At 42.5% G+C, this 15,917-nt stretch carries 12 protein-coding genes; 10 read left to right on the top strand and 2 right to left on the bottom strand.

Annotated elements, in window-relative coordinates; translation table 11 throughout:
- Positions 1–112 precede the first annotated feature (112 nt).
- The 4 genes from recG to PDL71_RS15870 all read left to right on the top strand — a co-directional run bounded on the left by recG (position 113) and on the right by PDL71_RS15870 (position 7,735).
- Positions 113–2,224, top strand: a complete 2,112-nt coding sequence (gene recG, locus PDL71_RS15885; RefSeq protein ID WP_407522827.1) for an ATP-dependent DNA helicase RecG — start codon at positions 113–115, stop codon at positions 2,222–2,224.
- 70 nt (positions 2,225–2,294) lie between these two features.
- Entirely contained in the window at positions 2,295–5,945 is a 3,651-nt protein-coding gene (locus PDL71_RS15880) for a PKD domain-containing protein (RefSeq protein ID WP_407522825.1), read from the top strand.
- 59 nt (positions 5,946–6,004) lie between these two features.
- Positions 6,005–7,036, top strand: coding sequence for a PorP/SprF family type IX secretion system membrane protein (locus tag PDL71_RS15875; protein ID WP_407522823.1), 1,032 nt, complete (start codon positions 6,005–6,007; stop codon positions 7,034–7,036).
- A 111-nt stretch (positions 7,037–7,147) separates the two neighbouring features.
- Positions 7,148–7,735 carry a hypothetical protein gene (locus tag PDL71_RS15870; RefSeq protein ID WP_407522821.1) on the top strand — a complete coding sequence of 196 codons (588 nt, stop codon included), beginning with the start codon at positions 7,148–7,150 and terminating at the stop codon, positions 7,733–7,735.
- Here the strand turns inward: PDL71_RS15870 and PDL71_RS15865 are convergent.
- Entirely contained in the window at positions 7,732–8,259 is a 528-nt protein-coding gene (locus PDL71_RS15865) for a TIGR00730 family Rossman fold protein (RefSeq protein WP_407522819.1), read from the bottom strand. The genes PDL71_RS15870 and PDL71_RS15865 overlap by 4 nt on opposite strands.
- Positions 8,260–8,340: 81 nt before the next feature.
- On the opposite strand from PDL71_RS15865, the gene PDL71_RS15860 reads away from it, so the two are divergent.
- The 6 genes from PDL71_RS15860 (at position 8,341) to PDL71_RS15835 (ending at position 15,020) form a co-directional block, all read left to right on the top strand.
- Complete coding sequence (locus PDL71_RS15860) at positions 8,341–9,876, top strand: sodium:solute symporter (RefSeq protein ID WP_407522817.1); 1,536 nt, start codon at positions 8,341–8,343, stop codon at positions 9,874–9,876.
- 89 nt (positions 9,877–9,965) lie between these two features.
- Positions 9,966–10,400, top strand: coding sequence for a hypothetical protein (locus PDL71_RS15855; RefSeq protein WP_407522815.1), 435 nt, complete (start codon positions 9,966–9,968; stop codon positions 10,398–10,400).
- Between the two features lie 88 nt (positions 10,401–10,488).
- Positions 10,489–11,127 (top strand): O-methyltransferase, encoded by a 639-nt coding sequence (locus tag PDL71_RS15850; RefSeq protein WP_407522813.1) that lies wholly within the window; start codon positions 10,489–10,491, stop codon positions 11,125–11,127.
- Between the two features lie 8 nt (positions 11,128–11,135).
- Positions 11,136–12,533 carry a glucosaminidase domain-containing protein gene (locus PDL71_RS15845; RefSeq protein WP_407522812.1) on the top strand — a complete coding sequence of 466 codons (1,398 nt, stop codon included), beginning with the start codon at positions 11,136–11,138 and terminating at the stop codon, positions 12,531–12,533.
- 5 nt (positions 12,534–12,538) lie between these two features.
- Positions 12,539–13,084, top strand: a complete 546-nt coding sequence (gene hpt, locus PDL71_RS15840) for a hypoxanthine phosphoribosyltransferase (protein ID WP_407522810.1) — start codon at positions 12,539–12,541, stop codon at positions 13,082–13,084.
- A gap of 172 nt (positions 13,085–13,256) precedes the next feature.
- Positions 13,257–15,020, top strand: a complete 1,764-nt coding sequence (locus tag PDL71_RS15835; protein WP_407522808.1) for a von Willebrand factor type A domain-containing protein — start codon at positions 13,257–13,259, stop codon at positions 15,018–15,020.
- A gap of 292 nt (positions 15,021–15,312) precedes the next feature.
- On the opposite strand, the gene PDL71_RS15830 is transcribed toward PDL71_RS15835, so the two are convergent.
- Positions 15,313–15,888: a hypothetical protein gene (locus PDL71_RS15830; protein ID WP_407522806.1), complete on the bottom strand. Its 576-nt coding sequence runs from the start codon at positions 15,886–15,888 to the stop codon at positions 15,313–15,315.
- Between the last annotated feature and the right edge of the window lie 29 nt (positions 15,889–15,917).

Here is a 15,917-nt window from a genome sequence, read left to right as displayed (position 1 = left end):
GTTTACCTCACAATATTAGTTTTGAAGTTAGGGTGTTCCTATACCGTGGGGAGGGTATTTTGCTAAAACAACTTCTTCAAAAGTTGAAGGCATTCAATAATTTCACGCCCTGATGAATGCGGCCCCCTCCATACTTCAATCTCCCATCGAATACCTCAAAGGCGTTGGTCCTTTGCGTGCCGACTTATTAAAAAAAGAACTCGGCATTTTCACTTTTGGTGATCTGCTGGAGCATTTTCCTTATCGTCATTTAGATAAAACAAAAGTGGATGCCATTGCTTCCATCAACTACCAGCAGGATTTTGTTCAGGTGAAAGGACGATTGATTGATATGGAAGTCATTGGTGCCAACCGTGGCAAGCGCTTAGTGGCCCATCTCAAAGATGCAACAGGTGTGCTGGAATTAGTTTGGTTCCAGGGCATCAATTGGGTGGAGAAACGATTGGTGATTGGTAGTGATTATCTCGTCTTTGGCAAGCCCACGTTTTTTATGAGCAAGCCGCAGATCACCCATCCGGAGATTGATGTGCTCACACCTGACAATGCAGAAGGAAAGAATGTGCTGGAGCCCATCTATCCCACCACTGAAAAATTGAAAGCCAAAGGTCTTAATGGCAGAACGATCGGCAAACTCACAGCAGCACTCTTGCCACAGGTGCATGAAAAAGATATTCCTGAAATACTTCCGGATGCGGTTGTGCAAAAGCTGCAACTGCCGCATCGTTACAAAGCCTACCTGCAGGTGCATTTTCCACCAGATGCAGGTAGTTATGAAGCAGCTTTAAATCGTTTGAAGTTTGAAGAATTGTTCCTGGCCCAGTTACGCATGGCGATGATCAAGAGCAACCGTCACCGTTTCAGTAAAGGGATTGTGTTTGATAAAGTAGGAGCGTTGTTCAATACCTTTTACAATGAGCACCTGCCGTTTGAATTAACAGGGGCGCAAAAACGGGTGTTGAAAGAAATTCGTGTTGATACGGCCCGTGGTCATCAAATGAACCGGTTGTTGCAGGGAGATGTAGGCAGCGGAAAAACGATGGTAGCCCTCTTAACCATGTTACTGGCGGCAGATAACGGTTACCAGAGCTGTTTGATGGCGCCTACTGAAATACTGGCGCAACAGCATTATAACAGTATTTCAAAGCTCTTACAAAAGATGGAAGTAAAAGTGGGCTTGCTTACGGGCTCCACGCCTAAAAAAGAAAGAGAGGTCTTGTTGAAGGAACTGAGCGAAGGTACCATGCCTATCATCATTGGTACCCATGCGTTGATTGAGGATAAAGTACAATTCAAACAACTGGGTTTATCCATTATTGATGAGCAGCATCGTTTTGGTGTGGCACAGCGGGCCGAGTTGAAATTAAAAGGTGCATTGCAACCGCATATCCTTGTGATGACGGCAACACCTATTCCACGTACCATGGCCATGACGGCTTACGGCGACCTGGATTATAGTGTGATGGATGAATTGCCCCCCGGCCGCAAACCCATTACTACGGTACACCGTTATGAGCAGGCAAGACCGGCAGTGATGGATTTTGTAAAACAGGAGATCGCTAAAGGAAGACAGGCTTATTTTATTTATCCATTAATTGAAGAAAGCAGTAAGCTTGATTTTGAAAACCTGATGAAGGGTTATGAGGAAGTGAAAGCTTTTTTCCCGGAACCACAGTATTACATCAGCATGGTGCACGGCAAACAGAAACCTGAAGTGAAGGAAACAAACATGATGCGGTTTAAAACCGGTGATACACAAATCATGGTATCCACTACGGTGATTGAAGTAGGTGTGGATGTACCCAATGCCAGTGTTATGGTGATTGAAAGTGCCCAGCGCTTTGGTTTATCACAGTTGCACCAGCTGCGTGGAAGGGTGGGCAGAGGCAGTGAACAAAGTTTTTGCATTCTTTTAACGGGTAAGCAATTAACACAGGACGGTAGGGAACGGTTAAAGATTATGACGGCAACAAATGATGGTTTTCTGATATCGGAAAAAGACCTGGAACTGAGAGGGCCGGGAGATATAGAAGGCACCCGCCAGAGTGGGATGCTGGATTTTAAACTGGCGAGTATTGTAAAGGATAAACCATTGCTGGAAGCAGCTTCGTATATATGCAGGGAGCTGCTGGAACGGGACCCGGATCTGAGTTCGGCAGAAAATTTGCGGTTAAAGAACTACCTGCAGTTAAAAAAAGGTAAAACAGAATGGAGTAAGGTGGCTTGATGAAAATAAAGCTTTACCCTCTCCGTTATAATGAGTAACTTACAAGAAGCAACGATTGGAAAAAATTTACATGAAGAGAAAAATCTATTTCCTGTTAGCACTTAGCCTGCCCTTGTTTACAAAAGCCCAGCTTTTATTTACTGAAAACAAAGGACAGTGGGATAAACAGGTCCTCTATAAAACAGACGCCGGCAACGGTGCTTTTTTTCTTTCAAAAGATGGCTATACTATTTTAATGCAGCATCCGCAGGATTATCTCAATGCGGCTGAATACTATCATGGTCATGCATTGGATACATCCTCTCACCGCTCTTCTAAAGGTGAAAACGGAATGCCCCGCTCTATGCGTCAACATGCTTACCGTGTAAAATTTTTGGGAGCTAATTTCAATACACAGGTCATCAGCGAAAAACCGGTAACGGGTCATGAAAACTATTTCATCGGAAATGATCCTTCTAAATGGGCTACAGGTGTAAAACAATACCAGGCTATTACGTACAAGAATATTTATCCCAATGTAGATCTCCGTTATTACGTACAGGATGATAAACTCAAGTATGATTTAATCGTTAATCCCGGCGCTGATGTTTCAAAAATTCAGATGAAGTATGACGGAGCCGTTTCTTTATCTATCAAAAACAGTGAATTGATTGTAGGAACTTCAGTAGGTGATGCCGTGGAGCAAAAACCCTATACCTACCAGTTTGCACAGGGGAAAAGGGAATTCATTAATTGCCGCTATAAACTCAATGGTAATGTGGTAAGTTTTGATGTAAAGAGTTATAACAAATCCACTACACTTGTTATTGATCCTTCTTTGGTGTTTTCTTCTTTCAGCCGTTCTGCTAATGCCAACTGGGGTTTTACTGCAACTCCCGGTCCTGATGGAAGTTTGTATGGAGGGGGTATTGCTTCACCTACAGGTTTTCCTGTTACAACAGGAGTGATTCAACCCGTTGGTGGTGGCGGTTCCAATGGTATACCACCTGATATTGCCATTATGCGTTTAACACCCAACGGTAATGCCCGCATTTATGCTACTTATCTCGGAGGCTCTGATCTGGAACAACCGCATAGCTTAATTGCCGATGCACAGGGTAACCTGGTAATTGCCGGCAGAACGAACTCCGGAAATTTTCCCATCACTAACGGAAGAGTAGAAGGCACACGTGGCGGCTATGATATTTTTGTTACCAAGATCAATGCCACCGGTACTCAAATTATCGGCAGTATGATTCTTGCCGGAAGTGCCGATGATGGTGTTAATATTTCTTCCAACCGTGGCAATGGAGCTGAGTCCCTGCTCAGAAGTTATGGTGATGATGGACGTAGTGAAGTGATACTTGATAACAATAATAATATCCTTGTTGCTTCTTGTACTAACAGTACAAACTTTCCTTCAAGAGGTGGTTTTCAAACAACCAACGGAGGAGCACAGGATGGCGTGGTGTTCAAACTCAACTCAACCTGTACGGCACTTCTCTGGAGTACCTATCTTGGCGGTGGTGGCAATGATGCAGCTTTTGTACTCACACAAAATCCCATCAATCAACAGATTTATGTAGCCGGCGGAACGGGCAGTAATAATTTCCCGGGAGTAAATGCACCGGGTCCCCGCATTCAAAATACTTATGCAGGCGGTGAAGCAGATGGTTTTGTAACCAATCTCATTGATAATAATACTTCTGTTTCATTAGTTCGATCCACTTATATTGGCAGCTTTATTTCAGTAAACAATCAACCTAATCCTGACCAGGTGGATATTGTGTTCGGTATCCAGTTTGATCAACGTGGGTTTCCTTACATCACCGGTACTACCACCGGTTTTATGGATGTGATCAATGCACCTTATGCGGTAAATAACTCCAGGCAGTTTATTGCAAAGCTGGCGCCCGATCTGTCTGCTTACGTTTACCGTACTACGTTTGGTACAGCAGGAGCCACTGCACCTAATATTTCTCCCGTTGCTTTCCTTGTTGATAACTGTGAAAACGTATACGTTTCCGGTTGGGGTGGCGGGGCCAATACCTTAGGCAACCGTACTTATCCAACAGCCGGTACAAGTGGGTTGCCCATTACACCTGATGCATTACAGCCTCAAACAGATGGTAGTGATTTTTACTTTTTTGTATTGGCTAAAAATGCACAATCACAACTCTACGGCAGTTTCTTCGGGCAAAGAGGTGGTGATGGTGGCTGGGATCATGTGGATGGTGGTACCAGCCGCTTTGATGCACAGGGGGTTATTTACCAGGCTGTATGTGCAAACTGTAAAACTGTTCCTTCCGGGCAGCCATTGCAGGCGCCTTTTCCTATAACAGCAGGAGTTTATGGTAATGTAAATCCTGCAACTACTATTGGTGCCTGTAATCTCGGTATGGTAAAACTTCGGTTTGATCTGGCAGGGGTGGATGTGGCACTCAGAGCAGTAGGCGCAAGGCAGTTGAATTTCTGTTTGCCTGCTACGGTTGAGTTTATTGATACGGTTCGTCTTGCAAGACAATATGTATGGGTTTGGGGTGATGGCACCAGGTCTGATACAACCACACAAAACCCGATACAACACACTTATACAACCGCCGGTTTCTTTGATGTAAAAGTTTATGGAATTGACAGAAACTCCTGTAATGAGGTTGATAGTGCTACTATGCGCATCCGTGTAACAACTGACAGTGTGGATATTGATTTCGATTTTGCCCGCAGGGGTTGTAACAGTTTAACTTTTGATTTTACCAATACCAGCGACAAACTTACTTCCATTCCCAACTTCGGGCCCCGGTCTTTTGCCTGGATATGGGGTGATGGAAGTCGTAATGATACAGTACCTGCATTTGCGCCTAATCCTATTACCCATACATTTCCGGCGCCCGGTACTTACAATGTTCGTTTAGTGTTGATTGATACTAATTTCTGTAACTCAGGAGAATCAAGAGATCTTGTAAATTTTTCTGTGATTGATAATGTGCGTGCCGGTTTCAGAGTAGATAATTTATGTGTGCCTGATACGGTGAATGTAACAGATACTTCTGCCGGAGCTATTACTTATTTGTGGGTGAGCAGCGACGGGCAAACATCAACAGCATCAAGACCCAACTTTGTCTACAATACACCCGGTACATACACCATCAAACAATATGTATTCAACAACAATACCTGTAACCTTGTAGATTCTACGGAACGGACTTTTGCAGCCAACCCGAAACCGGTGCCCGGCTTTTTCTACAATCCTAATCCATCGCAGGAAAATACACCCACACGGTTTACCAGTACTGCATCTAATGATGTAGTAAGATGGTTGTGGACTTTTGGTGATGGCAACAGCTCTACACAAAGAGATCCTATTCATCAATACATAGCGCCTAACCCTGCAAATATTGTTTGTCAAACGGTGTTTAATGCGGCGGGCTGTTTTGATTCAGTATGTATTCCGGTGGAGTCCATCATCAATATTGTAAATGATTTGCCCACAGCCTTTACGCCCAATGGCGATGGTGTGAATGATGTGTTCCAGGTGCGTGGCTTTGGTATTTCAAAAATGACCTTGCGTGTTTATAACCGACAGGGATTGATGGTGTTTGAATCACGTTCACAAAACATTGGTTGGGATGGAACCTTTAAAGGCACTCCGCAGCCGATGGATGCTTATGCATGGACTTTGGATATTGAATATTTTAACGGAGAAAAAGTGCGGAAGAAAGGTGATGTAACCTTGATACGGTAAACAGTTCATAAGTACGAACAAAAGCAAATGAATTGAAGGATCATTATTAATTTAATACGATGGGAAAAGTTTTGAGATATGGTTGTACAGGATGGTTGGTGATGGCGCTTTGCATGAATGCAGGAGCACAGGATTTGCATTTTTCCCAATTCATGAATTCACCGCTCACTACCAATCCTGCCAATACCGGTTTTATTCCGGAAGCAGATTACCGGGTGGGTATTCATTATCGCTCTCAATGGACCTCCATACCTGTTCCGTTTAAAACGGCCAGTGTGTTTGCCGATTTCCAGGTGTTTCGTAATAAAATTGAAAACGGATGGGTGGGTTTAGGTGCTGTTATCTTGAATGATGCAGCGGGCCGTGGTAACCTGCGCAGTAATAAAGCATATGCCAGTGTAGCGTATCATCAAATGGTGGGGCTCAGCAGTTTGATCTCTGCCGGTTTCAATGTGGGTTATGCCAGCAAACGGATTGATATAACCAAGTTCACTTTTGATAACCAGTGGAACGGAAAAGTATTTGATGCCGGTAATCCTACCGGTGAAACATTTCTTACCAACTCCACCACTTCGTATTTTGATTTGCAGGTAGGGATGAACTATGCTTATTTCCCTACTGAGAATGCGTATGTGAATGCAGGTGTATCCGTGCATCATATCAATCAACCCAAAGAAACTTTTTTCAGCAATAGCGGTAACGAAGTGCCCCGTCGTTATATTGGTTTTTTAAACGGCAGTTTTAAAGTGAATGATAACTGGATCATCAACCCCAATGCCTATTACAGCAACCAGGCTAAAGCAAGTGAGCTGGTAATGGGCGGTAATGCAGCTTACAATCTAATGGGTGATGGCAGTAAAGTAATTTTTGGTGGTGTGTACTACCGTTGGAATGATGCAGCGATCGCCATGATTGGATTTGAAATGAAAAATCTCCGCTTTACGTTTACCTATGATGCTACCATGAGCAGCCTGCGTACCTTTAACGGTTCCAACGGTGCCATGGAATTTTCATTGCTCAGGAACGGTTATTACAGTGAGTACTTTGGCGATAAGAATATGCGCCGCCAAAGCTTATGTCCCCGTTTTTAACAAAGGTTCATCAATCCTCTTTTTTTACATGCGGACTGATTTCTGTTTCTTTGCATCTGTGAAGCAGAAGATAAGTGCAACAGTTGATCACTTCATATTAACCAAACACAGATGAAACAGCTAATACTTTTCTTTTTTTGTGCAACCACTCTTCTTACTGCAAAAGCTCAGCAGAATGAGGAAGAACGTAAAGGATTGAAAAGGGAAAACTGGTACATCGGCTCCGGTATCAATGTTGGATTTTTCCAGGGCTGGATGTTGGGCCTGAATCCTGAAACCGGTTACAGCGTTGGTAAGTTTCTGGATGTAGGTTTTGCAACCAATCTCAATTACATAACACAGAATGTAGCTCCGGGTATTTCCTCCCGCTTTACAGCATTGGGTGGCGGTCCGTATATGCGTGGCTGGATAGCCAATCGTTTTTTTATCACCTCACAGTTTGAATACAACTTCATTAAAGAATCATTGGTGCAGGGAGGCGTAAAACGTTATTTCAGATATGAAGCGCCCAGTTTGTTAGTGGGTGCAGGGTGGGGCAACCGTTTTATCGGCGGCTCACAATTTTATACCAGTATTATGGTGGATGTATTAAAAGATCCGAACTCACCTTATGTAGATCAAACCAATAATACATTGCTTCCTGTTTTCCGTACAGGGTTTTTATTTTATTTCAGACCGAAACAGGAAAGAGAGCGTTAAAAGATTTCTTCAGGCGTATTAACAACGGTAATTCTTAATTCAGGCTGCTCGTATAAAAAGCCCTGTTTGTACATCATGTGCATATGCTCCACCAGGTGTTGGTAATAGCCGTTGGTGTTTAAAACAAAGATTTTTTTATCATGAATGTTGAGTGTGTTCCAGGTGAGCATCTCAAACAGTTCATCCAGGGTGCCGTTGCCGCCCGGTAAAATAACAGCAGCATCACAGAGCTCATACATTTTTCGTTTGCGTACGTGCATATCGGGCACTACAATCAACTCCGTAATACCTTTATGCTGCGCTTCCCATTCCAGTAATATTTCAGGAATCACACCAATCACTTTTCCTTTTCCTTCCATTACGGCATCAGCAACAGCGCCCATCAATCCTTTGCCGCCACCACCATACACCATTGTAATATTATGCTGTGCCAGCAAGCGCCCCAACTGTTGTGCCTGCTGTGTATATAAAGGATCATTACCTGGTTTGGAGCCGCAAAACACGGCCAGTGCTGAAAAACTCATGTGAAAAAATAAATGCAAAGTAAGGAAACCTCATCTGGAAATATTATTTCTTTATCTTCATTTCTCAACCAACCCTTCATCATGTCTGCTACATTACTCTTTTCATTTGTAATCGGATATTTTTTATTGCTGCTGGCAGTGGCCTGGTACACTTCCCGCAACTCCAATAACGAATCTTTTTTTATCGGTAACCGCAGCAGTAACTGGATGCTGGTGGCATTTGGTATGATCGGCACATCGCTCAGCGGTGTTACGTTTGTAAGTGTGCCGGGTACGGTGGGCAGTGCCGGTTTGAATTATTACCAGGTGGTAATTGGTTATTTTCTCGGCTATCTAGTGATTGCTTATGTACTGCTGCCGCTGTATTATAAAATGAACCTCACCAGTATTTATAATTACCTGGAGCACCGTTTCGGTACCACGAGTTATAAAACAGGCGCTACTTATTTTATTCTTTCACGTACGCTGGGTGCTACTGCAAGATTGTACCTCGTAGTTAATATTCTGCAGATTTTTATATTGGATTCCATGGGTGTTCCCTTCTGGGCCACAGCATTGGTAATACTTGTTTTAATTCTGCTCTACACATTTGAAGGAGGTGTAAAAACAATTGTTTATACTGATACCTTGCAAACAAGCTGTATGCTCATTGGGTTGGTAGTATGCATCATTGCCATCATGAATAAAATGGATATGAGTCTTTCGCAAACATTGAGTGCTATGAGCGAAAAAGAAATGACCCGTATTTTCAATACAGATGTGAATGCCTCGGGCTTTTTTGTAAAACAGATTTTAGGCGGTGCTTTTATCACTATTGCCATGACGGGGCTTGACCAGGAGATGATGCAGAAAAACATCAGTGTTCGAACACTGGCCGGTTCTCAAAAAAATGTTATGACGCTGGCCTTTGTATTACTGGCAGTGAATTTTCTGTTCTTACTCATGGGTGGGTTGTTGTATTTATTTGCTGATGCGAACGGTTTGCAGGTAAAAGGCGATGATCTGTTTCCGGCTATTGCGCTGGGCAATTATCTGTCTGCCGGTATTGGTGTTATTTTTATCATCGGTCTCATCTCAGCATTATTCCCCAGTGCTGATGGCGCTTTAACAGCACTTACTTCCTCTTTCTGTATTGATATACTCGGTTTAAAACGCAGAACAGACCTGGATGAAGCACAAAAGAAACGCACCCGTTTAACCGTACATCTTACTTTAACAGTTGTGTTCTTTTTATGTGTGATGATTTTTAAATGGATCAATGATAAAAGTATTATTGATGTGATCTTAAAAGTGGCCGGTTATACCTATGGTCCTTTGCTGGGATTATTTGCCTTTGGTATTTTAACCAAACGCCAGATCAATGATAAAATGAGTTTGCTGGTTTGTATAGCAGCGCCTTTGCTGGTCATCGGCCTTGATCTCATCAACAATGCTGAATGGTTTGCCAATAAACTCAATCTCTCTGCTGATAATGCTCAATCCTTAAAATCATTTTCACAAACCGTTTTCGGCGGATTTAAAATAGGTATTGAGCTGCTCATCATCAATGGCGTACTTACCTTTTTGGGCTTGTGGATGATTTCACACAAACCCAAAGACGGGGCCATGGCAGAATAAAGTGCATCATCAAAAAAAATATGCGACTGATTTTATATTGTTGCTTCATGCTTGTGCTGGGGTATTATGCACAAGGACAATCTAAAAGCATGAGGCCTGTACATACAGCCGGAATTGAAATTGGTAAACTCGGACCTGTTTTAAATCTCATGTATGATGTTCGATTTTCTGATCGGCAATGGGGACTCAGGGCAGTAGCCGGTTTTGATGTGGATCCTTATGTGAATGTGTACCAGGCCGGCGCCGGAATTTATTATCTCATTGGAAAAAAGAAACATTCGCTTGAAACAGGAATTGATTTCTTTTATTATGCTGCGGAGGAAGTAAGTGATGATCAATTGGCCCTCGGTTTCCTTTTTGCTGTAAAAGATGCCCGTAGTTTGTACACAAGCGGTAATCTCGGCTATCGTTATACTGCTAATAAATCAATTATTCGCATCGGTATTTCACAAGGATATTTATTTGAATTAAAGAACTATTATACCGGAGCGTATATCAGTTTTGCAATAAAGATTGGAAAATAACCGGCTTTTTAACATCTGTGCGTAATACCCGGCCTCTTTTGCCTTTTATGTTTTAAGTATCCCGGTTATCTTTGCCAAAACATTTTCTTTGGAGTTGATTCATCCGTTGGCTGAAGCTTATGCATCAAAGTATTCCACTGCTGCAGATACTGTGCTGAAGCAGATAGAAGCAACCACCAGCGCTTCACATGCACAACCGCATATGATCAGCGGTCATCTCCAGGGACAGTTCCTTGAAATCATCAGCAAATTGCTGCAACCCCGCCGCATCCTCGAAATAGGAACGATGGTGGGCTATAGTTCCATTTGCCTGGCAAAAGGATTGGCACCCGATGGTGTGTTGCACACCATTGAACTGCGGGAAGAAGATGCAGCCATTGCCCGCCGGCATTTTGAACAGGCGGGTCTTGCTCAGCAGATTCAACTGCATGTGGGTAATGCTATTGAAATTATTCCGCAACTGGAGGAAAGCTGGGATCTTGTGTTCCTGGATGCTGATAAAACCGGTTATGCAGCATACTACCAACTCATCCTGCCACGTTTGAGAACAGGTGGGTTACTGCTGGCAGATAATGTGCTCTTTCACGGCGAAGTATTGAAGGAAGAAGTAAAAGGAAAAAATCCGAAAGCAGTGCAGGCTTTTAATGAACTGGTAGCTGCTGATGAACGAGTTGAAAAAATCATGTTGACTTTGAGAGACGGGCTGTTTCTCATCAGAAAAAAATAAAATATTCTATGAAGTTGAAAAATGCTTTTTTGTTATTGGTAGTTTGCGTTTCAATGAAAGGGTTGGCACAAACCATCACCATTGAAGAGTACATCAATACCTACAAGGAAATTGCCATCCGTGAAATGATCCGCACCGGCGTTCCTGCTTCCATTACACTGGCACAGGGTATTGTGGAAACAGAAAACGGAAACAGCAAACTGGTAAAAAAATCCAATAATCATTTTGGGATTAAGTGTAAAGAAACATGGACGGGTCCTTCTGTAAGTCATGATGATGATGCACCCGGTGAATGTTTCCGCAAGTATGGAACGGCAGAAGAATCTTATGTTGATCACTCCAACTTCCTGCTTACCCGTAAACATTATTCCTTCCTCTTTAAACTGGATCCTGCTGATTATAAAGCATGGGCACATGGATTGAAGAAAGCAGGTTATGCTACCAATCCACGTTATCCTGAAATGCTCATCAAGTATATTGAAACCTATAACCTCAACGAATATTCCCTCATTGCACTGGGCAAGAAGAAAGAAGAAGAAACAAATGTGGTAAAACAGGAACCTGCTTCCGTGCTTAAAGAATCAACGCCTGTTATTGAAACAAAACCGCAAATAGAAACAGTAGCGGTAAAAAAAGAAGAACCCAAAGCTGAACCATTACCGCAATCACCGGTAACAAAAAAGCAAGTGATCAGTACCGCAAAAAACACAGCTCCTAAACAGGAAGTAGTAAATGTTCCGGCACCTGTAATTAAAGAATCCAAACCGGTAGTGGCTGAAGTAAAAACAGAACCTGTGGCAGCGCCTGTTGTAAAAAAACAAACAGTAACCTATCCATCAGGTGAGTTTAAGATCAATGAAACAAGAGTAACATTTGTAACCAAAAGCACTCCGTTTTTAAGTATTGCCCAGCAATTTAATGTACCGCTCAAATGGTTGTTTGATTTTAATGATCTGCAGGAGATGGAAGCAGTACCCAATGATCAATTAGTGTACCTGCAACGCAAACGCAGAACCGGTGCTGCTGCTTTTCACACTATAGCAGAAGGTGAAACATTGTATGAAATAGCACAGGCTCAAGGCATCCGTATGGAAGCATTGCTGCAATTAAATCTTTTAACGCCGGGCCAGGTGCCTGCTGTGGGCGAACAATTACACCTGCAAACTCCTGCAACTGCAGCGCCCCGTTTAGCCGTAACAAAAAATGCAACAGCACAGACAACATCGGAAACAACAGAAACAACGCCTCTGAATCTTCCTGAAAAAATCATTCATATCGTTCAGCCCAAAGAAACATTGTACAGTATTTCAAAAAAGTATGAAGTAAGTATTACAGACTTGCAGCAATGGAACAGTCTTACTACTGCCGGTTTGAAAGAAGGAATGGAACTCATCATTAATAAATAATCATCATGGCGGTACTCAAAGTGCACGACAAACATTTTGTTCCTTACATTTCGGAAGCAGAAATTTCAAAACGCATCAGTGAGCTGGCACAGCAATTAGATGCAGACTACAGCGGTAAGAAGCCACTCTTCATTGCTATCCTTAACGGCTCTTTTATGTTTGCTGCTGATATTTTTAAACATATTACCATTGATGCAGAAATCTGTTTTATCAAACTGGCTTCTTACAAAGGAACCAAATCCACCGGGCAGGTGATTACGGCAATCGGGCTGGATACAGATTTAACAGGCCGTCATGTAATTGTGCTGGAAGATATTATTGATACCGGCAAAACCCTGCATGAGTTTTTACCGCAGTTGCAAAACCAGCAGCCGCTTACCTTAAAGATTGCTGCCCTGCTGCACAAGCCGGAAGCAACACTTTATCCCATTCCCATTCATTATCTTGGTTTTTCAGTGCCTAATAAATTTTTGCTGGGTTATGGTTTGGATTATGACGGGCTGGGACGTAACATCAAAGAAATTTACCAGCTTACGGATGCAGCTGAATAGTTGTTCCATTGTTGTTTCATTTGCCATGAATGGTTGGAGCAGTGAACGCAAACAACAATATCGTTGATAAGGGTACTGCAGAATCAAAAGCCTCTTTGCACATCAATAAAGAGGCGGTATGCTGTCTGGTAACACAATTCACACCACTGGTGTTGAATGTAAACGTAAACAGATGCAAAAACGATTACTGGTCATATTGTTTCTTGCCTGCTTCACGGCTGTAAAAGGTCAGTATTATTTCAGGGGTGATATTAAAGATGCTTCCAATCAACCCTTGCCGTATGCACAAATTCATATTCGTTCTACCAACAATTTTTATTACAGCGGTTCTGCCGGCAGTTTTGGTATTCCTTCTTCTGTTTTAAAAGATAGTGCTGTTATCAGTCTCAACGGTTATGAAACACAAACCGTTTACCTCAGGGGAAATGAATTCAATCACATCATCTTAAAAGTTTCACCGCTCACCTCCACGCTTCAGAAAAAAAAGAGGCTTTCCGTTACACTCAACAAACGGGATACAAAAGTAGCTGACTGGCCCACCGGTGGTGAAAGTTATACAGCGTTGGTAGAAAATGAGTTTAATGAAACCGCTGTTTATCCTGAAACAGGTTTTGCATTGAGTGTAGATAAAGCATCGTACAGCAATATCCGCCGCTTCATCAATATGAACAGTATGGTGCCTCCTGATGCAGTGCGTATTGAAGAAATGCTTAACTATTTTCCACTGCCTTATACTGAACCGGAGCCGGGTAAAACCTTCGGTTATCAATCCATACTTACTGATTGCCCCTGGAATACCAATCATAAACTGTTGCTGTTACGGGTACAGTCAAGACGAATGCTCTATGATTCAGCACCACCGGCGAATATTGTATTGGTGGTGGATGTAAGTGGCTCTATGGAAATGCCGAACCGTTTGCCCTTGCTGCAAACCGCCTTTCGCCTCATGGTAAAAAACCTAAGGCCTGTTGATACACTTTCCATCATTACTTACGGAGGCAGCATCCGAGTGGTGCTTCCGCCCACCGGCGGCAGTGAGCAGCAAAAAATGTTAGGTGTAATTGACAGTTTGCAGGCAGGTGGTGAAACGCCGGGCGGCTCTGCTTTGAAAACAGCTTACAATTACATTCAGCCACGTGTGCTTAAAGGTGGTAACAACCGCATCATTCTTGCTACCGATGGTGATTTTAATGTGGGAGAAATTACAGAAGATGCTTTGATACAGTTAGTGGCGCAGAAACAACAGAGTGGTGTGTACCTTACCTGCCTGGGTGTGGGCGTGGGTAATTATAAAGATTCCAAACTGGAAGCGCTGGCCAAAAAAGGCAATGGTAATTTTGCTTACATTGATAATGTGATGGAAGCAGAAAAAGTGCTGGTAACAGAATGTATGCAGACTTTTTTTGTAAGTGCCGGGGATGCTTTTATGAACCTGCGTTTTGATGCAGCGCTGGTAAAACAATACCGTTTGATTGGTTTTGATAACCGCAAGGAAGTACTGGCCGACAGTACCGTTACTATTGAAGGAGGCGAAATAGGCAGCGGTCATACATTTACGGCAGTGTTTGAAATAGAACCTGCTGTTGATATCACATCACTCAATGCGCCGGTTGCAACTGCTGATTTTGTTTACACCGTGTACGGACAAAAAGAAAAAACACAGGAGCATATTCCGTTTTACAGTTCTTATTATCCGCTGGCTGCAGCCGCTGTTGACGACCGTTTTGCCGTAGCGCTTACCTGGCTGGGTTTATTACTCAAACAATCTGCTTACCTGCCCTCCAAACAGTGGGATGGATTGGTAAACATGCTCACCGGTTTTACCAATGAACAGCATTACCTGCGCAATGAATTTATCCAGTTGGTGTTAAAGGCCAAACAGATTTATCAGCCGGAAAAAAAGAAGAAAAAGGGGAGGAGAAGAAACAGGGAGTAAGTGGAAAGATTGCTGCATCTGTTGTAAAAGGTTGTGCAGTTTCTAATCTATGGTTTATCTTTTATACGCCTGCTCAGCAAACCTGTCATCCTGAGAAACGAAGGATCTGCCGGGTGCATTTTGTTTTACCTTTCTATAAATTTTGCCTTTGTTGGTTTTGCAAACAGTTTAGCTATGTTTAAAAAGTAAGTAATTGCTCTTGGCCGGCCGTCGTTCGGTGTACTGAGTAAATTTGAATGTATCATCAACGACACCTGTACACAGCCCTTTTTTGCAGGCAGTTTTAGTCTGGCTAAAACCTTACCAGTTGCTGAAAGAACGGTGTTAATTCACGGCTTGTTGTTTCTTTATTGTTTAATGAAAGGTGTCCTAATATACTATGCCCGTTAATTGTTCCATAGAAAATATATTCTATAAAATCATACCCTTGCAGTGTTGTATAACTTTGCCTGTAGGCTTTAACTTCTTGATCGCAAACAAAAAACGGAACCTCTTCTTTGTTGTATTTTTTCATTTGCTTTTTCATTTGATCGGGTAAGCTTTCAAAGTTTTTCTTTGCTACTTCTTCTGAATCGAAAGTAGACCATGATAATGAAGTTCCATTGTAGCAACTGATTTGCCCATCAAGTGGCCCTTTATTCCATTTTGTTATTTGTGCACTGAAGGAGCAACAGTTTGATTGATTTTTACCATCACAATTTCTTGGTATTGCATAAAGTTTTGAGCAGAAATAAAAGGAATTTGTACTCTTTATGTCAATACTTGTGGTATCATAAATCGGTAAACCTATGGTGTCTTTTAGATTTGTATTTTGTCCAAATACTAAACATGTCTTGAAAGTAATGAAGAGCATTAGCAGATGTTTCATACCATTAGTGTTTGTGGTGCAAGGAGCGG

Source organism: Lacibacter sp. MH-610 (assembly GCF_045780045.1).
GTDB lineage: Bacteria > Bacteroidota > Bacteroidia > Chitinophagales > Chitinophagaceae > Lacibacter.
This window is presented reverse-complemented; position numbering and strand designations above follow the sequence as displayed.